At 56.2% G+C, this 20,790-nt stretch carries 18 protein-coding genes; 13 read left to right on the forward strand and 5 right to left on the reverse strand.

From position 1 onward, the window contains the following. Positions 1-19 precede the first annotated feature (19 nt). On the forward strand, positions 20-1,282 hold the full coding sequence (gene pepT / locus CJ260_RS06530) for a peptidase T (protein WP_095629613.1): 1,263 nt from the start codon (positions 20-22) through the stop codon (positions 1,280-1,282). 104 nt (positions 1,283-1,386) lie between these two features. Further along, complete coding sequence (locus CJ260_RS06535) at positions 1,387-2,700, forward strand: serine dehydratase subunit alpha family protein (RefSeq protein ID WP_198947411.1); 1,314 nt, start codon at positions 1,387-1,389, stop codon at positions 2,698-2,700. 74 nt (positions 2,701-2,774) lie between these two features. Here the strand turns inward: CJ260_RS06535 and CJ260_RS06540 are convergent, their stop codons facing one another. After that, the gene (locus tag CJ260_RS06540) at positions 2,775-3,857 is read right to left on the reverse strand and encodes a BMP family protein (RefSeq protein ID WP_095629614.1); all 1,083 of its coding nucleotides are present in this window, start codon (positions 3,855-3,857) and stop codon (positions 2,775-2,777) included. Positions 3,858-3,939: 82 nt separating this feature from the next. After that, entirely contained in the window at positions 3,940-4,698 is a 759-nt protein-coding gene (locus CJ260_RS06545; protein ID WP_095629615.1) for a DeoR/GlpR family DNA-binding transcription regulator, read from the reverse strand. Between the two features lie 236 nt (positions 4,699-4,934). Between CJ260_RS06545 and phnX the strand changes: the two genes are divergently transcribed. From phnX to CJ260_RS06565, 4 genes are all read left to right on the forward strand, one after another. Then, positions 4,935-5,702, forward strand: coding sequence for a phosphonoacetaldehyde hydrolase (gene phnX / locus CJ260_RS06550; RefSeq protein ID WP_095629616.1), 768 nt, complete (start codon positions 4,935-4,937; stop codon positions 5,700-5,702). Positions 5,703-5,859: 157 nt separating this feature from the next. Next, a complete protein-coding gene (locus CJ260_RS06555; protein ID WP_095629617.1) occupies positions 5,860-6,642 on the forward strand; it encodes a xanthine dehydrogenase family protein subunit M in 783 nt (260 codons plus the stop codon). Then, positions 6,642-7,109 (forward strand): (2Fe-2S)-binding protein, encoded by a 468-nt coding sequence (locus tag CJ260_RS06560; RefSeq protein WP_095629618.1) that lies wholly within the window; start codon positions 6,642-6,644, stop codon positions 7,107-7,109. The genes CJ260_RS06555 and CJ260_RS06560 overlap by 1 nt, the downstream gene beginning before the upstream one ends. Further along, on the forward strand, positions 7,106-9,388 hold the full coding sequence (locus CJ260_RS06565) for a xanthine dehydrogenase family protein molybdopterin-binding subunit (protein ID WP_095629619.1): 2,283 nt from the start codon (positions 7,106-7,108) through the stop codon (positions 9,386-9,388). The genes CJ260_RS06560 and CJ260_RS06565 overlap by 4 nt, the downstream gene beginning before the upstream one ends. Before the next feature lie 78 nt (positions 9,389-9,466). Here the strand turns inward: CJ260_RS06565 and CJ260_RS06570 are convergent, their stop codons facing one another. Further along, positions 9,467-10,648 (reverse strand): cation diffusion facilitator family transporter, encoded by a 1,182-nt coding sequence (locus CJ260_RS06570; protein WP_095629620.1) that lies wholly within the window; start codon positions 10,646-10,648, stop codon positions 9,467-9,469. Between the two features lie 184 nt (positions 10,649-10,832). On the opposite strand from CJ260_RS06570, the gene CJ260_RS06575 reads away from it, so the two are divergent. Both CJ260_RS06575 and CJ260_RS06580 read left to right on the forward strand, forming a co-directional pair. After that, complete coding sequence (locus CJ260_RS06575) at positions 10,833-11,510, forward strand: HAD family phosphatase (protein WP_095629621.1); 678 nt, start codon at positions 10,833-10,835, stop codon at positions 11,508-11,510. Then, positions 11,507-12,703, forward strand: coding sequence for a multidrug effflux MFS transporter (locus CJ260_RS06580; RefSeq protein ID WP_095629622.1), 1,197 nt, complete (start codon positions 11,507-11,509; stop codon positions 12,701-12,703). The genes CJ260_RS06575 and CJ260_RS06580 overlap by 4 nt, the downstream gene beginning before the upstream one ends. 110 nt (positions 12,704-12,813) lie before the next feature. Here the strand turns inward: CJ260_RS06580 and CJ260_RS06585 are convergent, their stop codons facing one another. Together CJ260_RS06585 and CJ260_RS06590 are read right to left on the reverse strand one after the other, a co-directional pair. After that, entirely contained in the window at positions 12,814-14,073 is a 1,260-nt protein-coding gene (locus tag CJ260_RS06585) for a M20 family metallopeptidase (RefSeq protein WP_095629623.1), read from the reverse strand. Between the two features lie 18 nt (positions 14,074-14,091). Then, the gene (locus CJ260_RS06590) at positions 14,092-14,619 is read right to left on the reverse strand and encodes a cob(I)yrinic acid a,c-diamide adenosyltransferase (protein WP_095629624.1); all 528 of its coding nucleotides are present in this window, start codon (positions 14,617-14,619) and stop codon (positions 14,092-14,094) included. Between the two features lie 169 nt (positions 14,620-14,788). Between CJ260_RS06590 and CJ260_RS06595 the strand changes: the two genes are divergently transcribed. From CJ260_RS06595 to CJ260_RS06615, 5 genes are all read left to right on the forward strand, one after another. Then, complete coding sequence (locus CJ260_RS06595; protein ID WP_087478336.1) at positions 14,789-15,223, forward strand: MarR family winged helix-turn-helix transcriptional regulator; 435 nt, start codon at positions 14,789-14,791, stop codon at positions 15,221-15,223. A gap of 98 nt (positions 15,224-15,321) precedes the next feature. After that, the gene (locus CJ260_RS06600; protein ID WP_095629625.1) at positions 15,322-16,746 is read left to right on the forward strand and encodes a CCA tRNA nucleotidyltransferase; all 1,425 of its coding nucleotides are present in this window, start codon (positions 15,322-15,324) and stop codon (positions 16,744-16,746) included. Continuing rightward, the gene (locus tag CJ260_RS06605; protein WP_095629626.1) at positions 16,743-18,725 is read left to right on the forward strand and encodes a penicillin-binding transpeptidase domain-containing protein; all 1,983 of its coding nucleotides are present in this window, start codon (positions 16,743-16,745) and stop codon (positions 18,723-18,725) included. Before CJ260_RS06600 ends, CJ260_RS06605 begins: the two co-directional genes overlap by 4 nt. A 13-nt stretch (positions 18,726-18,738) precedes the next feature. Then, positions 18,739-19,578 carry a bifunctional 5,10-methylenetetrahydrofolate dehydrogenase/5,10-methenyltetrahydrofolate cyclohydrolase gene (locus CJ260_RS06610; protein WP_095629627.1) on the forward strand — a complete coding sequence of 280 codons (840 nt, stop codon included), beginning with the start codon at positions 18,739-18,741 and terminating at the stop codon, positions 19,576-19,578. A gap of 22 nt (positions 19,579-19,600) precedes the next feature. Further along, positions 19,601-20,767: a class I SAM-dependent methyltransferase gene (locus tag CJ260_RS06615; RefSeq protein WP_095629628.1), complete on the forward strand. Its 1,167-nt coding sequence runs from the start codon at positions 19,601-19,603 to the stop codon at positions 20,765-20,767. Positions 20,768-20,790: the final 23 nt, after the last annotated feature.

Genomic DNA, 20,790 nt, shown 5'->3' on the forward strand with positions numbered 1-20,790 from the left:
AGTTTAAGGAGGGAGTATCATGAAAGATGCACGTCATGAATTAGTAGAACGGTTTTACCGATATGTAAGCGTTCCGTCGCAGAGCCGCGACAACGGCGGCGTACAGGTTCCCAGCACGGAAGGGCAGTGGGATATGGCTGAATTGTTAAAAGCCGAATGCGAAGCCTTGGGGCTCGTCGATTTGGAAATCAGCAAAGCCTGCGTGCTGACGGGAAAGTTGCCGGCTCGTTTGCCGGAAGGCTTTGCCGGCTCCGTGCCGTCGGTTGGCTTTTGTACGCATATGGACACAGTAGATGTCTGTTTGTCGCCGGAAATTCATCCCCAGATGATTGCTAACTATGACGGAGGCGATATTGTCTTAAACGAAGAACAGCAGATTGTCATGGCCGCCGCGGAGCATCCGGAATTACGGAAATTTGTCGGACAGGATATTATCGTCACAGACGGAACAAGCGTGCTGGGCTCTGACAATAAAGCGGCTATTGCCAACGTTATGACTGCCTTGTCAACACTTGCCGGCGACGATTCGCTGTATCACGGCGATATATACGTAGCCTTTGTCCCCGACGAAGAATGCGGCTTGTTCGGCTCGAAGAATATGGACTTTTCTAAATTTCCCGTCGACTTTGCGTATACGATTGATTCCTGCGACGTCGGTGAAGTCGTGTATGAAACGTTCAACGCCGGCAGCGCCGAAGTCGTAATTCACGGTGTCAGCGCTCATCCGATGAGCGCGAAAGGCGTGCTGATTAATCCGACGCTTCTTGCTGTAGACTTTATTAATATGTTCGACCGCCGGGAAACGCCGGAATGTACGGAAGGGAAGGAAGGATATATTTGGTGTCAGGCCGTGCAGTCGAATCAGTCGACGGCGACGGTACACCTCAATATTCGTGACCACAGCAAGGAAAAATATGAAGCAAAGAAGCAGAAAATACGCGATTGTGTAGCAGCTCTTCAGGCGGCGAATCCGAGAGCTTCTGTGGAATGCCGTATTACCGATACATACGGCAATATTGCCGATGCCGTTACTGAGGACAACCGCAAGGCCATTGATTATATTTATGAAGCCATGCGCCGTCTGGATATAGAGCCTAAGACGATTGCTATGCGAGGCGGTACGGACGGTTCTTTTATATCGACAAAAGGCATTCTGACTCCCAACTATTTTACGGGAGGCATGAATTTCCATTCCCGATACGAATTTTTACCAGTACCGTCGCTCCAAAAATCTTATGAAATGACGATGACGCTGATTCATTTAATTTACGAAGGAAAATAACTGTACTTGATATTTCTTGTAAACACTCCCTTGACTGAACGACAGGGGAGTGTTTGCCTTATCTGGTATAATAAAGAGGACTGGCTGTGGGAGGAGAAATGTATATGGAACAGAAAGATATAGCGGATTTGATTAAACTGCTCCGCGACGACATGAAGCCGGCGTTGGGCGTGACTGAGCCGGGGGCAATTGCGTTTGCAGCGGCTAAGGCGCGGGAGTTTGTGAAGGGGGATGTGGAGCGCGTCGACGTCGTGCTGAATTCCGGCATGTATAAAAATGCGTTTACGTGCGGGATTCCCCATTCCGACGCCGTAGGGAACGCCTATGCCGCGGCGTTGGGCGTCGTGGCCGGCGATGCGGCACTGGGGCTGGAAGCGCTGGCGAAGGTCGACGACCAAGCGAATGAAGCGGCGAAGGGGCTTGTCGAAGGGGGAAAGGTATCCGTGCAGGTCGGGGAGATTACGCCGGATATTTACATCCGCGCAGAAGTGGCGACGGCGTCGGATTGCTGTGCCGTCACGATTGCCCATACGCATACGAATATCGTAAATATCGTCGTCAACGGCGACGTCGTATTTCAGAAAGACGACGAAGGGCAGCCGGGGCAGGAAGATGTGGGCGGCGCGCCCATTCACGAATATACGCTGGCCGAATTGTATAACTTTATACAATCGGTGCCTATCGAGGAGATTTCCTTTATCCAGCAGGCCTACGACATGAACCTGGCCTTGTTCAACGAAGGGCTGGGCCATGAGCGGACGACCTTTCTCAAGGCTTTGTGGGATATGAACGGCGGCCAGATGATTTCCGGCGACGAGGTGACGACGGCGCAGCTGCTGTGCGGCGGCGCTATCGAGGCCCGCGTCCTGGGCCTGGACAAGCCGGCCATGAGCATTACGGGATCAGGCGCCCACGGGATCATCTGCACGATGCCTTTATACGCAGTCTGTCAGGTCCAAGGGATTTCTGCCGAGCGGCTGCTGCGGGCGACGGCGCTGAGCTATTTGATTACCATGTATATCAAGGAATATTCCGGCCGCTTGTCGGCGTTCTGCGGCTGCGCTATTGCTGCCGGCACGGGCATGGCCTGCGCCATGGCCTGGCTGAAGGGCGGCGATTTAGCCGTCATGGAGCGCGTTGTCGCCAATATGGCAGCCAGCATTACGGGCATGATCTGCGACGGCGGAAATCAAGGCTGCACGATGAAGGGCGTCACCGCCGTCGATACGGCGTTCCGTTCGGTACGCTTTGCCTTGTCGGGCGTCGGCGTAAACCCAGTTCACGGCGTATTGGGCCCGACGCCGGAGGACACGTTCCGCTACATGGGCTGCATCGCATCGCCGGGTATGGTCGGAACGGAGCAGACGATGATCGATATCTTAAAGGATAAATCGCAGAAGGGAAATCGTATTTCCTAAACAAAAAGCCGTCTCATCGGGAGCTGGTGCTTCCTTTGAGACGGCTTGTTTGCGTTTTTTAATCGGCAGGAACCTTATTTCTTAGCTCTACGCTGGTTTTTGGCATCCTGGCTGACAAAGGTTTTAGTTGCCGGATCAAATTCCGGACCGTCGTAGGTCGTGCTGATCTGCACTTCGCCGGACACGACTTTTTGGTGCAGGTCGTGTAACCTGTTGACGGCTTCGGCCGGAACGAAGGGCGCGACGGCTAAGCGGACGATATCCGGCTTTTCCAGGCCGATTTTCGTAATATCGTGGGTCAGGGCGCCGGCTTTGTAATCCTTTGCCGCATTGAACAGGGCTTCGCTGGAGTCAGCGACAGCCGAGCCGACGAAAATAGGTGATTCTTTTGTCCAGTCGATGACGTTGCCGATTTCCAATACCTGTCCGTTGGTCTTAGCGATGACCTGGTTGACGGCGCTGCGCCCGCTGTTGAGCATCGTATAGATGACGTCGACGCCTTCGCCGATCTGCGCTTCTGCCGCTTTAGCGTTTACCTTCATATTATCCAGGTCTCCCGTGAAGGTCGAATAGAACTGGGCGTGGGGATTGGCGTACTTCACGCCGTTGTAGAATGCTGCCCGGGCTTGGAGTCCCGGTTTGGGCCAGGCGCCGGAAATGTGGCCGACCTTGCCGGTCTTTGTCATATAGCCGGCCAGGGCGCCGGCTAAGAAGGCTGACTGTTCCTGGTCGACGACGTAGCTGCTGATGTTGTCGCCCTTTACGCTGCCTTGGATGACGACGAACTGGATTTGCGGATACTCCTTGCTGACGGCGGAGACGGGGCCGTTCATCTGCCCGCCGTGGCCGATAATCAGCTTCGGCTGTTCCTTGGCTAATTTCTGCAGCTCTGCTGTCAGGACGGCGGCGTCGGACGTGGCAGACACGTCGGAGACGCATTTTACATTCGCCGTGACGCCCTTGGCAATGCGTTCGTAGCCGCGGTAGCCCGCTTCCATGAAGCCGTTGTCGTGGGCCTTGCCGGGCAGGAGCACCGTGATTTCCGGAGCCGTCGCTGCCTCCGGGCTGGCCGTTTCGACGACGGCTCCCTGGGCAAAGGCGGGGAAGCAGGCTGCACATGCTAACAGAAGTACGGATTTTTTCAATGATACTTTCATAGGAACACCTCTTTGTCGTAGTATAGATGAGTCCGCAGCAGAAGAATACCCGCTGCCGGACGAATGGCTGTAGCTTACCTCGTCATTGGATTTCAATGCCGCCGTCCTTGTAGCGCTGCAGGTCGTCTGTCCCGATATCGCTGTCCATGATGACGACAGGCGTCTGCGACAGGGGGAAGACCTGCTTTTTGGCCAGGCGGTCCAGCTTGGTAGAATCCATGACGGCGTAGGTTTTCCAAGCGTTGCGGGCCATGGCCTGCATGATGGGGATTTCACGGAAACGGAAATCTGTCAGGCCGGCCTGCACATCCAGCGAATTGACGGCTAAAAAGCAGATATCGGGGAAATACGTTTCCGCTTCGCGAAGGCAGCGGCTTCCCCAAGTGGACTGCTCTGCCCCGTCCCAATCGCCGCCGAGAAGGTGGATGCGGCATTTCGGATTGGCTGCGGCGGCCTCGGCTGCGGCGATGTTGTTGGTCACGATGGAACACGTAAGGTCGGCCTGGGCGATTTCTTCGGCCAAAATCGTCGTCGTCGTGCCGGAATTGAGCATGACCAGATCGTTGGGCTGAATAAGCTGTACGGCCTTGCGGGCGGCTTCCCGCTTGAGCTCGTTGTGTATGACCTTGCGGCCGTTGAAATGGGCGAATTGATGAGACTCGTGGACGGCTTTTGCGCCGCCGCGTATATATTGAACCAAACCGGCCCGGTCTAAGGCCTTCAGGTCGCGCCGTACCGTATCGATCGATACGTTCAGCTGCTGGGACAAATCTTCTAGCTTGACGACGGAGGTACGGCTCAGTTCCTGCAAAATAATATGCTTGCGTTCTTCCTGAATCATGAATGCTGCTCCTTTGCGTTTGCTCTGTCATAGTTTATTGTATATCAAATCCGTTTGCGGCGACAAGGATAGTTTTGTAAAATCCTTTTGCGAGAACTTTACAAAATGTGCTGTAATTTACATATATTTTGCCGTTTATTTGCAGAATTTAGAAAAAAATGTCATAATATAAGTATATAAATGGAATTATCCGAAACTATTACGGCAGATATTGGTAAATGGAAAGGGGCAGACGCATGAAGTGGGAAGGAATTATTTTTGATTGGGCCGGTACGACTGTCGATTTTGGGTCGATGGCTCCGGTCGTCGTCTTTCGGGAAATTTTTGCCAAACGGGGCATTGCCGTGACAAATGAGGAAATCCGCCGGCCAATGGGCATGCTGAAGTGGAATCATATCCAGGCGATGCTGGACATGCCGCGGATCCGCGGCGAATGGCGGCGGCGGTTCCGCAGCGAGCCGCAGGACTGGGACGTCGATACGTTGTACGACGATTTTGAGCCGATGCTGCTTGCCTTGCTGGCCCGGGGGACGGAGGTCAAGCCGTATGTGACCGACACGATAGTCGAACTGCGACGCCGGGGCTATCAAATCGGCAGTACGACGGGTTATACGAATATTATGATGAAATCCGTCGTCAAGGCTGCTGCCGCGCAGGGCTATGAAGCGGACTTCTGGATTACGCCGGACAGCGTATCCGGTTTCGGCCGGCCCTACCCGTATATGATTTTCCGAAATATGGAGCATTTCAAATGGCAGCAGACGAGCCAGGTGTTGAAAGTCGGCGACACGGTGACGGACATCCTGGAAGGAAAGCATGCCGGCGTCAAGACGGCGGGCATCATCGTCGGCAGCTCTGTCATGGGGCTGAGCCGGGAAGAGTATGACGGCCTGACGGAAGGCGAACGGCAGGCGGCCTGCGAGCAGGCACGCGCCGTATACGAAGAGGCCGGCGCAGATTATGTGCTTCACGATATACGGGACATATTGAGCATAGCAGAATAAGGATATGAAGGCGGCTAAATGGCGGACACGGCGTCGTTTAGCCGCGTTTTTTGTTTTTTTGCCCCTGCTGGGACTTGAAAGGCCGAGGTGCCTATTGTTACAATGTATATAAGAAGGTATAATGAGAAGCGTTGCTTTTAGATTAGGAGGAAACTATATGCATATTGCGCAATACACGAAAGCGCAGACCTTGGCTGAGGCTTGGGAGCTCCATCAGAAAAAAGGCTCCGTCGTCCTCGGAGGCTGCTGCTGGCTGCGCTTGTCGCCGCGGCGCATCATACGGCAGGCCGTCGATATATCGGCCCTGCCGCTGTATGATATAGAGGAAAGGGAAACAGAATTCCGCATCGGAGCTATGGTCTCGCTGCGGGACCTGGAGCTTTGCCCGTCTTTCGCCGCCTATACGCAGGGCGCTTCCAAGGAAGCGCTGCGCCATATCGTAGGCGTGCAGTTCCGCAACTTGGCTACCATTGGCGGCAGCCTGTGCGGCCGCTTCGGCTTTTCCGACGTGCTGACGCTGCTGCTGGCCTTAGACGCCAGCGTCGTCTTGTACAAAGGCGGCGAGATCAAGCTGGCTGATTTTGCCGAAGCCGGGCCGGGGAGCGATATCCTGACGCACGTCGTCGTGCCTAAGACAAACCGGCATACGGCCTATGCGTCGCTGCGGCTCAACGCGACAGATTTTCCCGTTCTTGCCTGCGCCGTTTCCTGTACAGACGGTGAGGTACGCTGCGCCGTCGGCGCCCGTCCGGCCAGAGCGAAGGCTCTTTGTGCGGCGCGGGAAGAGGCGGAACGGGCCGGCGCAGACGAAACGGCGCGGCAATGGGCCGACGCGCTGACCTACCAGTCCAATACGCGCGGTTCGGCAGAGTACCGCCGCGATATGGCCGAGGTCTTGTGCCGCCGGCTGTTGAAGCAGGTCTTGGAGGAGAGTAAATGATGAACATAACCTATTGGCTTAACGGAATAAAACAAAGCGATGAAATCGAAGCCGGTGTGATGCTCCTCGATTTCCTGCGCTCCAAAGGCTGCTACAGCGTGAAATGCGGCTGCGAGACGACGAACTGCGGCCTGTGTACGGTGTGGATCGACGAAAAGCCCGTCTTGTCCTGCGCCGTCCTTGCCGCCCGCATCGACGGCAAACGGGTGACGACGCTGGAAGGGCTGCAGGAGGAAGCGACGGAGTTCGCCATGTACATGGGACGCGAAGGCGCCGACCAGTGCGGCTTCTGCAATCCCGGCTTCGTCATGAACGTCCTGGCCATGGCCCGCGAGCTGGAAGGGCCGACGGAAGAGGACATCAAGGAATACCTGGCCGGCAATTTGTGCCGCTGCACGGGATACGTCGGCCACATGCGGGCGATACGAGATTATTTGCAGGCTAAGGGAAAGGCGGTGCAGGAATGAAAGCAGTCAATCAGCCTATTATGAAGAAAGACGCCGTCAGCCTGGTTACGGGCCAGCCGGTGTATACGGAGGACATCGCGCCGAAGGACTGCCTGGTCGTCAAGGCCCTGCGCAGCCCCCATGCCCACGCCTGGGTCAAGTCGGTGCAGGCTGACGCGGCGAAAAAGGTGCCGGGAATCGCCTGCATCGTCACGGCCGACGACGTGCCTCATACGAGGTTTACCATTGCCGGCCAGACTTATCCCGAATTGAGCCCCTACGATAAGCTCATCCTGGATAAGCACATCCGCTATGTCGGGGACCCGGTGGCCCTCGTTGCCGGCGTGACCGAAGAGGCCGTCGACAAGGCGCTGCGGATTATCCGCGTCGAATACGACGTATTAGAGCCTCTTCTCGATTTTACGAAAGCAAAGGATAACCCCATCGTCGTCCATCCGGAAGAGGATTGGAATCCCGTCGTCGACGTCGGCGGCGACAACAAGCGCAACCTCGTGGCCCAGGCCGAAGAAAACTGGGGCGACGTCGAAGGGACGCTGGCTTCGTCGGACATCGTCATCGACCGGACGTACCACACCAAGCAGGTGCAGCAGTCTATGATGGAAACCTTCCGGGCCTATTCGTATAAGGATATGTACGGACGCCTGACGATCGTCAGCTCGACGCAGGTTCCCTTCCACGTGCGGCGCATCGTCGCGACGGCCCTGGAAATTCCTAAATCGCAGGTCCGGGTTATCAAGCCGCGCATCGGCGGCGGCTTCGGCGCGAAGCAGACCGCCGTCATGGAAGTGTATCCGGCTGTCATTACCCATATTACGGGCAAGCCGGCCATGATGATTTACACCCGCGAAGAATCGATGACCGTATCGTCGCCGCGTCATGAGGCGGCCGTTCACGTCAAGGTCGGCGCCTCTAAGGACGGGCGTATCCGCGTCATTTCCGTCGAATCTTTGTGGAATGCCGGCGCCTACGGAGACCACAGCCCGACGACGGTTACCCTTTCGGGTCACAAATCCATTCCGTTGTATAACCAATTTGAAGCCTTCCGCTTTGCCTATGAAGCGGTGTATACCAATACGATTGCCGCCGGCGCATACCGGGGCTACGGCGCGACGCAGGGCATCTTCGCCCTCGAATCGGCTGTCAACGAACTGGCGGCGGCCCTGCAGATGGACCCCGTCGAGCTACGGCTGAAAAACATGGTCCGCCAGGGCGAAACGATGCCGGCCTACTTCGATGAAACGGCCCTGAGCTGTACGCTGGACCAGTGCCTGCTCCGCGTAAAGGATATGATCGGCTGGGATGAAAAATATCCGAGAAAGGTCCTGCCGAACGGCCATATCCGCAGCGTCGGCCTGTCGCTGGCCATGCAGGGCTCGAGCATTTCCAACGTCGACGTAGCTTCCGTTACGATCAAGGTCAACGACGACGGCTTCTATTCCCTCAATATCGGCGCGACGGACATGGGTACGGGGTGCGACACCATATTGGCCCAGATTGCCGCCGAGTGCCTGCAATGTCCCGTCGACAACATCGTGACGTACGGCGTCGACACGGATACGTCGCCGTACGACAGCGGTTCCTATGCGTCGTCTACGACGTACCTGACCGGCAAGGCAGTGGAAAAGACCTGCCAGACCTTGATTCAGCGCATGAAGGAACGGGCGGCCTTGGTACTGAAGCCGGCTGCCATAGAGGATCTGGACTTTACAGGCGAAGCGATTGTCGACGTCGTTTCGGGCAAGGCCATTACCCTAAAGGATTTGGGCAACGGCGCCATGTGCGGCAATGAAATCGCCTTGGAAGCTACGGAATCCCATTACTCGCCGACGTCGCCGCCGCCGTATATGGCCGGGGCTGCTGAAATCGACTTAGACCCCGAGACAGGTCATATTGAGCTCGTCGACTTTGCCGCCGTCGTCGACTGCGGCACCGTCATCAATCCGGCCTTGGCCCGCGTGCAGGTCGAAGGCGGCCTGGTTCAGGGCATCGGCATGGCCCTCATGGAAGATGTGACGATTACTGAGACGGGACGTATTCAGCAGAATTCGTTCATGCAGTACCGCATTCCCAGCCGCATGGATTTAGGCAGCATCCGCGTAGAATTTGCGCCCAGCTACGAGCCTAACGGTCCCTTCGGTGCGAAATCTATCGGCGAAATCGTCATCAACACGCCGTCTCCGGCCATCGCCGACGCCGTATACAATGCCGTCGGCGTCCGCTTTACGGACCTTCCCATTACGGCGGAAAAAGTATATATGACTTTGAAGCATAAACAATAAAATCAATACGATCATAAAAAGACACGACCTGTCGATATGGAAATGCTGACAGGTCGTGTTTTGTCATATGTTTGTATATTATTTTGGTTGTCCTTCTGGCAGGATGCGGGCCAGGACGATGTGGTACCGTTCTCCGTATTGCTTCATCGCTTCGGAAATGTGCTTCCGTATGGTGCGGATGTGCTTCTTCGTGTATTCCTGCGGCGGGATATGGAGGTCGCAGATGATATTGAGGCGGACCTTTCCCGACGTGATGCGGAGGTTGTCCGTATGGTACTGGGGGTATTCCTTTTGGATGAACGTATCCAGCAAGCGGCGCGTCTGCGTGATGACCTGCTGGTCCGTACACAAGGGGTCCATGTGGATGCTGAACTCGATTTGGAATTTTTCCTGGATTTCGTCTTCCAGTACGTCTAAAGCCGCGTGGACTTCGACTAAATCAGCCGTGTCGGGGATTTCAGCGTGAAGGGAGCCGAACATGCGCCCCGGGCCGTAGTCGTGGATCTTGATGTCGTGGACGCCTACGACGTAATCGCACTGCAGGGCCATCTGGACGATTTCCTTGACGAGCTGTTCATCGGGAGCCTGGCCGAGGAGAATGTTGACGACTTCTCTTACGATGCCGTATCCGGCGTAGATGATCATGAGGCCGATGAGGGTCCCGGCGGCGGCGTCGACGGGCAGGGTCGTAAATTGCTGGGCAATCGTCGCGACCAGGACGCCTGTCGTGGCGATGGCGTCGTTGATGCTGTCGGCTGCCGTGGCTTCGTTGACGCCGGAGTTGATTTTTTTGCCGATGTAGCGGTTATAGCAGTACATCCAGCCCTTTACGGCGATAGATAAGACGAGGACGCCGATGCTCCAGTAGGAAATTTCCATCGGCTCCGGCGCGAAGAACTTGGCAATCGACGTTTCGCACAGCTTGTAGCCGACGACGAGGATGATTATGCCGATGGTCAGGGACGCTAAGTATTCGAACCGGCCGTGGCCGAAGGGGTGGTCCTTATCGGGCGGGCGGTTGCTCAGCTTGGCGCTGATAATCGAAATGGCCGACGACCCCATGTCCGTAAGGTTGTTGAAGGCATCGGATAAGATGGCGATACTGTTGGACATCATGCCGACGGCAAATTTGCTGGCAAATAAAAAGAGGTTGCAGAAGATGCCCAGGAGACCGCCGAGAATACTGTACTTTTCCCGGACCTTTTTATCCGCCGTATTTTCATAATCTTTTATGCAGAGGCGTATGATTGGCTCTATCATATCAAGTCACCTTTCTTCAAACGTTTACGTACTATTGTAGCAAATTCTGCAAAAGAAACAAGAGGAAACGAGAAAGAATTTGAGAATGAACGGCATAGCTTCCAGGTATAAACGGCGAAGACTTGAAATGGTAAAACTGTTTTCATATAATAGTATACATCGCATAAAAGAAAGGGGAATGCCTATGCATATACCGAAAGTATTTATCTTCGACATGGATGGAACGATGTTTGACACCGAGCAGATTTCTTATATATGCTGGCGGGACGTTTGCCGGGAATACGGGTACGAGTTGCCGGAAGACCTGTTCCGCAGCGTCATCGGCATGGACAACCGGCGCATCGCCGCCGTGTTCGGACGATACTTTGGACCCGATTTTCCGTACGAGCCGATTCGCGAGAAAAAAGTAGCTGATCAGCTGCAATATTATAGAGATCATGTTATTCCTGTAAAGCCTGGATTACGGGAAATACTGGCGTATGCGAAACGGGCGGGCAGCTGTTGCGCCGTCGCGTCGTCTTCGCCGGAATCGCAGATTCGCTTTTTGCTGGAAAAGGCCGGCGTCGCTTCGTATTTTTCCGTCGTCCAGAGCGGCGAAGACGTAGCTCATGGCAAGCCGGCTCCGGATATCTTTTGGGAAGCCTGCCGCCGTGCCGGCGCGGAGCCGGAGCAGTCCCTCGTGCTGGAGGACTCGCGAAACGGCTTGCTGGCCGCCCATGCGGCGCATATTCCGTCGGTCTTTATTCCCGACATCGCTCCCGTGTCCGACGACGTCGCGGCTTTAGCCTGGAAGCGCTGCCGGACACTGGCCGACGTGCCGGCCTTGCTGGAAGCGGAAGAAAAGGCGGTGGAGAGAGGATGACGCAGCGAAAGAGAATGATGGCCTTCCTGACGGTCTTTTTAGGTATGCTGGCGGCTATCGCGCCGTTATCGACGGATATGTATCTTCCGGCTCTTCCGTTTATGATGGAGGATTTCTCCGTCACGCCGTCTATGATCCAGCTGACGCTGACGGCGTCGATGGCCGGCATGGCGGCCGGGCAGATTATCGCCGGGCCGGCCAGCGACGATATGGGGCGGCGCAAGCCTCTCGTCATCGGCATGGCCGTATTTACGCTGTCTACGATAGGTTGTATTTTTTCTTCGTCTATTTATCTCTTTTTAGCCTTTCGCTTTGTACAGGGCTTTTCCGGCGGGGCCGGCATCGTCATTGCCAGGGCGATTGCCCGCGACGTATGCAAGGGGCCGGCCCTGACGCGGTTTTTCTCCATGCTCATGCTGGTCAACGGGCTGGCGCCTATTTTAGCGCCGGTCATCGGCGGGCAGATCCTGCGGTTTGCGGCCTGGCAGGGCGTGTTTGTCCTGCTGGCCTTCATTGGGGCCGCTTTAACGGCCGGCGCGTTTGCCATGGGAGAAACCCTGCCGGCGCGGCGGCGGGCTGCCGGCGGTGTCCTGTCCAGTTTGAAAGGATTTGGCGGATTGTTTCGCCAGTCCTATTTTATGGGCCACTGCCTGATGCAGTGTTTTGCTTTTGCCGCTTTTTTTGCTTATATATCGGGGTCGTCCTTTGTGTTTCAAAATGTATATCACGTATCGCCGCAGGGATTCAGCCTCATCTTTGGCACGAACGGCATCGGTCTCATGCTGAGCGGTGCGCTGACAGGCCGCCTGGCCGGCACGGTAGCCGACTGGAAAACGCTGCGGGCGTCGCTATGGATTGCCGTCGTCGGCAGCGCCGTATTGCTGGCTTCTTTCTTTGCGCAGGCGCCGCTGCCCGTCATCGTCGTCGTCCTCTTCATCACCGTGTCAACCCTGTCGGCTCTGGGGACGAGCAGCTTTTCCCTAGCGATGCAGTCCCAAGGCCGCAATGCCGGCAGCGCGTCGGCTCTCATCGGCTTCTTTTCCATGGTATCCGGCGCCGTCATGGCTCCCGTCGTCGGCATTGCCGGCAGCTATACGGCTATTCCCATGGGCGTCGTCATGGTAGTGGGAGAACTGGGGGCGTTGCTGTCGTTTTACGGGCTGATTTATCCGGCTCATAAGAATGAATGGTAAAGCCGTACAAGAAATAACTAATAGAACCGCAATGCAGCAAAAGCTGCCGTCTGAAGAAAACATAGATTTTCTTCAGCGGCAGCTTTTTATAATGATGCAGTGAAATTGTATTAGATATTCCGCGAGGCGAGGACTTCCAGAGGCTCGTCAGGCCGCGTGAAGGAAATATCCGGTGCCTGGGTCAGGTAATCCAAGGCGTAGCCTATGCAGGCCGCAGCTCCATAGATCAAGCCGTCTTCGTCGAGGTCGAATTCCGGCGTGTGGTGGTTGGCGCCGCAGCCTTTGTCGGCGTTGGCAATGCCCGTAAAGGTCAGGACGCCAGGGTAGAGGCGGGCTGTGATGGCGAAGGTTTCCGAGGCCATCCAGGGCGTGCAGTCAGTCAGGGCATCAGGGCCGATATAGGAAGCGACGGCTTGTTCGGCGAGTTTTGCGCAGACCGGGTTGTTCTGTACTTCGAATAAGGGCTTGGGCATGTGTAGGATATCGTAGGTGCAGCCGTAGGTGCGGCAAGCGTTGTCAAGGATGCGCAGGAATTCTTCGTAAAACCGTTTGCCGGCCTGGTCGTAACTGAAGAAGCGGCACGTACCGGCAAAGGTCAGGTCATTGGGGATGACGTTGAGGGCGCTGCCGCTGTGGAGTGAGCCGATGGATACGGTAAGCCCGCTCAGGGGCGGCACGACGCGCATGCGCAGGGCCTGCAGATCGCTGTAAAAAGCGTGGAAGCAGTCGATAGGGCTTTGGGCCAAATCAGGACGGGAGCCGTGGCCGCCGTGGCCATTGATCCTGATTTCGAAGCCGAAGCCGCCGGCCATGGGCGCTTCGCGGCAGACGGCGATTTTTCCCGTCGGAATGTCCCAGCGCACGTGGGTAGCATAGCAGGCGTCGATGTGCCAGCCGCTTTTTTCTTCTATATAGTGAAGGAGATAGGCCAAGGGGCCCGATTCTTCTTCACCTTGCTCGAACATGAGGATGATTTTGCCGTTCCAGCGGTCCTTCCACTGGTTCAGCAGTTTGGCGGCGACGAGCTGCATGGCGATGTGACCGTCGTGGCCGCAGGCGTGCATGACGCCGGGGGTATGGGACCGGCAGCTGCGCTGCTGAGACAGGTTGCAGTCGCTTTCCTCGATAGGCAGGGCGTCGATATCGGCGCGCAGGAGCAGGGTCTTCCCCGGATTTTGGCCGTCTATCCAGCCGAGGATGCCGCCGTGCTCTATATGGCGGCTGGCGATACCGTATTCGGCAAGCTTTTCCTGAATATAGGCCATGGTCTGCGTTTCCTGACGGGACAGCTCGGGATGTTCGTGGCAGCGGCGGCGGATAGCTGTCAATTCTGCCGCTTCTTGCTGTACTGCTTGTAATATATGATGCATGGTCAACACTCCTTTGGGTTATTCTTCAATGCCGGCGCGGGCTGGTATTCCCCTGTCGTAGGGATGACTGCGCTTGTGGATTTCCGATACGTAGTCGGCCAGGGCGAGCAGGTGCTCCGACGGGCCGCGGCCGGTCAGGACGACTTCCAGCGTATCGGGCCGGGTGCGGAGAAAGGAAAGCAGTTCGTCTTCCGGGAGCAGTCCCAGACGGCACGCCGGCAGGGCTTCGTCCAGTACGAGCATGTCCGGCGTTTCCCGGCGGCAGTGCTCGACGATTTCATGGAACAGGGCTCGCTGCTGCCGTTTCGTCTCTTCTAGCTCGTCCGGCGTCATCTGAAAGGTGAATTTGGAGGGGCCTTCGCCCCGCATCACCGTGACGGCGTCCAGCTGCTGCAGGACGGCCAGCTCGCCTGTTTCTCTGGTTTTGAGAAACTGAGCGAATACGACGCGGCCTCCCCGGCCGACGCAGCGGATAGTCAGGCCGACGGCGGCCGTCGTCTTCCCCTTGCCGTCGCCGCAATATATATGAATCAATCCGGTGTCCATAACAGGTCTCCTCATAGGATAGTCAAGAATAAAATTTTATAGTTTCCAGTATAGCATATTACGCTATTTTCTCATAGAAAAAAGCATAGCTGAAATTTGCAGGTAATTTTGACAAATAGGGAAAAGAATTCTATAATGTCTTAATTACATTTTTACAAGAGGAGGCTTTATGGACGAAAACGAACTGCACGTTCTCTTGATGCTGGGCTTTTATCGCTCCAACAGGGAAATCGTGAAGCAAACGACGAACAGCGGGCTGATGCCGGGACAGCCTAAGATTTTGGAATTTTTAAGCTCCAACGACGGCTGCAACCAAAAGGAAATCAGCCGGGGCTGCGTATTGGATAAGTCGACGGTGACGAGCCTGCTGAAGCGCATGGAAAAGATCGGACTCATCCGCAAGGAGTTTCATCAGGACGATTTGCGGTGCGCCCGCATTTATTTGACGGACGCGGGAAAGGAAAAGGCCGCCTGGGTGCGGTCGGTCATGCGGGATATCGACGGTCAGGGCTGGCAGGGCATATCCGACGAGGAACGCCGGTGCTTTATGAACGTGTTCCACAAGATTATCCGCAATCAGAAAAAATGGGATGAACGGTATTGAGGACTGCCTGGGCCGGATTCCGTTCTAAGCTACTCATCAAGGTGTAATCGTGGTATAATACATAAATTAACAGGACTAATGGAAAGGGGGCGTCGGCTGTGGAACCTGTCGTACGCAGCGTGTTGGAGGCGTTGAACGAAGCCGGGTATGAAGCGTATATCGTCGGCGGCGCCGTCCGGGATTTGCTCATGAAACGAACGCCTCATGACTACGACGTGACGACGTCGGCCCGGCCTGAGGAAATACGGGCCGTTGCAGCGGCCCGGGGCTGGCATACGGCGGAGATACAAAGCGAGCGCTTCGGCATCGTCGTCCTCGTCGTCGACGGCATGACGATCGAAACGGCAACCTTTCGCGGCGAGGCCTACGGCGACGACGCCCACCGTCCCGAGCAGGTCTGGTATGCTTCGACGCTGCGCGAGGACGTGCTGCGCCGCGACTTTACCGTTAACGCCCTGGCTATGGATAAGGACGGCCATATTTACGACTATACGGGCGGGCAGAAGGACATCCGCAAGAAACGGCTGGCTACGGTCGGCGACGCGCGGCGGCGGTTTCAGGAAGACGCGCTGCGCCTGTTCCGGGCATGCCGGTTTACGGGGCAGCTTGATTTCCTTCCCGATAAAGAACTGATACAAGCGATGCCTGAGGCATTTCACCGCGTTGCCGGCCTGTCCGTCGAGAGGGTCGTCGGCGAAATCGACCGCCTCATGACGACGCCGGCGGCTTATAAAGGACTGGACGTGCTGGTGCGGACCGGTCTCGGCGCCTGCAGCTGCCGGCGCAGGGAAAACGGCGCGTATCAAGACGTGCCCATCTTGCCGGAGTGCAGCCATTTGCCGTCGACGCCCCAGTCGCGTCCCTTTCACCTGTTCGACGCCTGGTTTCATACGCTGGCCGTCGTGGCCCATACGCCGCCGGATTTGACTATTCGCTACGGAGCCTTTTTCCACGATGTCGCCAAGGGCATGCCGGGAATACGGGGCGTTCACAAAGGCCGCTATACGGACTACGGCCACGATGCCAAGGGTGCCGAAGTGGCTGAGGCTGTTTTGCTGAGGTGGCGCAAGCCGCCGGATTTTGCCAAGCGGGTAGCCTGGCTGGTAAAGACCCATATGAAATTTCATTATTTTGCCAATACGGGGCAGGGTGACGTAGATAAGTGGCTGCGGCGCGAAGCGCTGGAAGGGCCTTTTCGCCGGACAGATGAGCTGGTGGAAGCCGTTCGGCAGGCGACGGCCGTAGCCTGCGGCGATGTCCTGGGCTGCGGCCATCGGGATGCAGATACGAGCGGCACCGAATCGTTCGGCGAGTACATGGCCTTGTTAGCCAGCCAGATGCCGGTCGGCACGAAGGATCTGCGCTACGACCGGCGCATACCGGATGCCTGCGGCCGCCGGACAGGCGAGTGCCTGCGCGTCCTGCTCAAGCGCGTGCAGAATAAGGAACTGCAGAACGATGCCGATATACTGGCCGAGGCAGCGGAGAAGTGGCTCAAGCGCCATACTGGAGATAGTACATGACGGAAGATAAGGATATAAAGCAATACAAAAAGATTCGAAAACGTATAGGAACGTGCGTATTGGTGCTGTTTGTATTCTGCGCTTTTATCAGCATGCGTCTCGTATATCTGCAGGTCGTCCAGCGGGGAGAGCTCACGGAGATGGCCGACAGCCAGGCCGAAACGGATCGAAAGCTCCAGTCGCCGCGGGGCACGATTTTTGACCGCAACGGCAAGGTGCTGGCCATCAGCGAAATGGCGAAATCCTTATACGCCGACCCGACGATGCTCAATAAGCCGCCTGCCGATATCGCCCGCATGCTGGCGCCGTATTTGCGCATGCCGGAGGAGGACATCCGAAAGGCCTTGGAAGAGGATACGGCTTTCGTGTGGCTGGAGCGGACCATGGATCACGAAAAATACGAAGGCGCGGCCCAGGTCATCAAGGAGCAGAAGCTGGAAGGGCTGCGGTTTATCGACGAAAACCACCGCTTTTATCCCAATAACGGCTTAGCCGCGCAGGTCATCGGGTTCGTCGGGGAAAACGACGAGGGCCTGGACGGCATCGAAATGATTTTGGATGAAGAAATACGGGGCAACGTGCAGACCTTCCGGCTCATGACCGATAAAAATAACATTCCTATTTTTGATTCGGCCCTGGAAAAGATACTGCCCGACAAGGAACGGTCTGTCCGGCTGACGCTGGACAGTACGATTCAATTCCTGGCGGAAAAAAGTCTGGACGGCATCATGGAGCGGAGCCGTCCCGAAGGCGCGGCAGTCATCGTCATGGCCCCCAAGACCGGCGAAATCCTGGCTATGGCCAGCCGGCCCGGGTATAATTTGAACGAATTCGGCAAGGGAAGCGCCGAACAGTATCGCAACCGGGCCGTCGTCAACTTGTACGAACCGGGGTCGACGTTCAAGCCGATTATGGCCGCCGCGGCTATCGATTCGGGAAAATGGGATGTAAACCGCGTATATCACGACGTCGGGTATATTCAGGTTGCCGACCGGACGATTCAGAACTGGGACGAAGAGGGCCTGGGCGACGTTACGGTAAAGGATATATTGAAATTTTCCATCAATACAGGTATGGTTAAAATGGGGCTGACCACAGGCGGACAGACGATGATCGACTACGCCAAGCGCTTCGGCTTCGGCAAGGCGACGGGCATCGAGCTGGCCGGCGAAGGGTCGGGCATCCTGTTTGATGCCGACGATATGAGCGAAGTCGACGAAGCGACTATGGCTATCGGCCAGAGTATCGCCGTCACGCCGCTGCAGATGGTGCAGGCTTTCGGAGCCATCGCCAACGGCGGCCATATGATGAAGCCTTTTATTATCAAGGAAATCGACAATCCCGACGGCAGCGTATACCAAAAAACGGAGCCTCAGGAAGTCGGGCGGCCTATTAAGGAAGAAACGGCTTCGTTAATCAGCAAGATATTGGCGGAGGAAATTTCTTCCGGCGGCGGCCAGACGGCGAAGATTGATGGATACGAATTCTGCGGCAAGACCGGTACGGCCCAGAGGCTGGACCCGGTGCATGGCGGGTACGCCGAAGGGCAGTATATCGGTTCCTTCGTCGGGTTCGGCCCGCTGGAAGATCCGCAGTACGTCGTCCTCATCGTCGTAGATAATCCGAAAGGGGCCTATTACGGGGCGGAAGTGGCAGCTCCCGTATTTAAGGAGATGATGACGGACATCGTCCGCATCAAGGGCATCCGCCCGTCCCAGCCTGTAGCATGGATGATAGAAGCGGGCAAGAAGCCGCGCGAGCCGAAGAAGACGCGGGACATACCGCCGATTCATCGGACTGATGAAGGCGTCCTGCTTCCGTCTTTTATAGGCTGGGACAGCCGCGAAGTCAACGACTGGCTGAACGAGGCCGGCCTTGGCTTCGTACCGAACGGCACGGGACATGCCGTATATCAGGTTCCGCAGGGAGGAAGCTACGTTCCTCCGGGGAACAATGTCACAGTAACATTTATGCGTTAAAGGAGGAGTGGATGTGAAGCTGTTGGACGGAAAGGAAGTGGCTGCGTTTCACCGCAGCCGTATAGAGCGCCGTATCGCTGAGCTGCAGAAGGGGCACATCCAGCCGAAACTGGTTATCTTTTTAGTAGGCGGCGACAAGCCGTCGGCTATGTATGCCGCGTCTATGCAGAAGACGGCGCGTTCCGTCGGATTACAGGCAGATGTGTATCAATATGAGGCGGCGGTGCAGGAGGCGGAGCTGATTGCCCGTATAGAACAGTGCAACGCTGACAGTTCCGTGTTCGGCATCTTACTTATGATGCCCCTGCCGCCGCATCTCGACGCCCAGCGCGTCGTCAACGCGATCCGTCCGGACAAAGACGCAGACGGTCTTACGGACTGCAATGTGGCGCGCTTATTTACGGGGCGGCCGGCTTTTGTGCCTTGTACGCCCCAGGCCGTCATGGCGATTCTGGATTATTACGGCGTCGAGCTGGCCGGCAAGGAAGTCGTCGTCATCGGCCGGAGCGCTGTCGTCGGCAAGCCTCTGGCGCAGCTGTGCCTGGCCCGCAATGCTACGGTTACCCAGTGCCATACGGGCACGGCGGATTTAAAGGCCGTGACGAGACGGGGCGACGTCGTCATCGCCGCCGCAGGCAAGGCCGGTCTGGTTACGGCCGATATGATTAAGCCGGGAGCCGTCGTCATCGACGTAGGCATCAACCGCGTGGACGGCAAAACCGTAGGCGATGTCGCTTTCGAAGAGGTGGCAGGCGTCGCAGGGGCCGTGACTCCCGTACCCGGCGGCGTCGGAGCGGTGACGACCATGATGGTATTGGCAAACGTCATCGGCGGAACAACGCACAGCATGTAAGATTTGAATTGAGGTGGAAGAAATGCATATTTTGGATACGTTTTTAATTCATTATTTACATCGGTTTGACAAGTACTGCTTTACAGTAGAACTGCATGATAAAAAGTATACCATTGGCAGCGGTCAGCCCTTATTTAACGTCGTCATTCATAAGGATATTCCCAAGCGCGAGCTGCTGTCCTCTACGTCCCTGGCCTTGGGCGAAGCGTATATGCGCAAGGATTTGGAAATCGAAGGCGATTTGTTCACGGCACTGCAGTGCATTTTGAGCCAGACCAGCCAGTTTTCCCTGGACAAGAGTGCGCTGAAGCGGATTTTATATACGCCGGAATCTAAGTCCTATCAGAAGCAGCAGGTTTCGTCTCACTACGATTTGGGCAACGATTTTTATCAATTATGGCTTGACCCGTCTATGAGCTATTCCTGCGCTTATTTCAAGCAGGAAGACGATACGCTCGAACAGGCCCAGCACAATAAGGTCCACTATATTTTGGAAAAGCTGCATCTGCAGCCGGGCATGAGCCTCCTCGACATCGGCTGCGGCTGGGGCTACCTGCTCATCGAAGCGGCGCAGAAATACGGCGTAAAGGGCTATGGCTGCACGCTGAGCCACGAACAGTGGAAAAAGGGGCAGGAACGCATCGAAGCCCTGGGACTGCAGGGACAGGTGCAAATCGACCTGATCGACTACCGCGACCTGATTAAAGAAGGCCGGACTTATGACCGTATCGTCAGCGTCGGCATGCTGGAACACGTGGGCCGTTCCAACTATTCTGTCTACATGGAAACGGCAGATCACCTGCTGAAGGACGGCGGCTTGTTCCTTCTCCATTACATCAGCGGCCTCGACGAAAGCGTCGGCAATCCCTGGATGCGCAAGTACATCTTCCCCGGCGGTACCTTGCCGTCGCTGCGTGAAATCATCAACGTCGCCTACAACTGCGATTTCCGGGTCATCGACGTCGAAAGCCTGCGCCGTCACTATTACAAGACCCTCATGTGCTGGTACGATAATTTCCAGAAGGTCCATGATCAGATTGCAGCCGAACGGGGCGAAGAATTTGTCCGCATGTGGGATTTGTATCTCTGCGGCTGCGCCGCAGCATTTTACATCGGCAACATCGACCTGCATCAAGTGCTCATGACCAAGGGCGTCAACAACGAATTGCCCATGACTCGCTGGTATTAATTTCATAAGCATAAAAAATGCGC

It is taken from the genome of Megasphaera sp. ASD88, from assembly GCF_002287425.1.
Lineage (GTDB): Bacteria > Bacillota > Negativicutes > Veillonellales > Megasphaeraceae > Megasphaera > Megasphaera stantonii.

Coding starts and splice junctions, on each gene's coding strand:
- pepT (WP_095629613.1), top strand. CDS start 20: ATGAAAGATGCACGTCATGAATTAGTAGAACGGTTTTACCGATATGTA.
- CJ260_RS06535 (WP_198947411.1), top strand. CDS start 1,387: ATGGAACAGAAAGATATAGCGGATTTGATTAAACTGCTCCGCGACGAC.
- CJ260_RS06540 (WP_095629614.1), bottom strand. CDS start 3,857: ATGAAAGTATCATTGAAAAAATCCGTACTTCTGTTAGCATGTGCAGCC.
- CJ260_RS06545 (WP_095629615.1), bottom strand. CDS start 4,698: ATGATTCAGGAAGAACGCAAGCATATTATTTTGCAGGAACTGAGCCGT.
- phnX (WP_095629616.1), top strand. CDS start 4,935: ATGAAGTGGGAAGGAATTATTTTTGATTGGGCCGGTACGACTGTCGAT.
- CJ260_RS06555 (WP_095629617.1), top strand. CDS start 5,860: ATGCATATTGCGCAATACACGAAAGCGCAGACCTTGGCTGAGGCTTGG.
- CJ260_RS06560 (WP_095629618.1), top strand. CDS start 6,642: ATGAACATAACCTATTGGCTTAACGGAATAAAACAAAGCGATGAAATC.
- CJ260_RS06565 (WP_095629619.1), top strand. CDS start 7,106: ATGAAAGCAGTCAATCAGCCTATTATGAAGAAAGACGCCGTCAGCCTG.
- CJ260_RS06570 (WP_095629620.1), bottom strand. CDS start 10,648: ATGATAGAGCCAATCATACGCCTCTGCATAAAAGATTATGAAAATACG.
- CJ260_RS06575 (WP_095629621.1), top strand. CDS start 10,833: ATGCATATACCGAAAGTATTTATCTTCGACATGGATGGAACGATGTTT.
- CJ260_RS06580 (WP_095629622.1), top strand. CDS start 11,507: ATGACGCAGCGAAAGAGAATGATGGCCTTCCTGACGGTCTTTTTAGGT.
- CJ260_RS06585 (WP_095629623.1), bottom strand. CDS start 14,073: ATGCATCATATATTACAAGCAGTACAGCAAGAAGCGGCAGAATTGACA.
- CJ260_RS06590 (WP_095629624.1), bottom strand. CDS start 14,619: ATGGACACCGGATTGATTCATATATATTGCGGCGACGGCAAGGGGAAG.
- CJ260_RS06595 (WP_087478336.1), top strand. CDS start 14,789: ATGGACGAAAACGAACTGCACGTTCTCTTGATGCTGGGCTTTTATCGC.
- CJ260_RS06605 (WP_095629626.1), top strand. CDS start 16,743: ATGACGGAAGATAAGGATATAAAGCAATACAAAAAGATTCGAAAACGT.
- CJ260_RS06615 (WP_095629628.1), top strand. CDS start 19,601: ATGCATATTTTGGATACGTTTTTAATTCATTATTTACATCGGTTTGAC.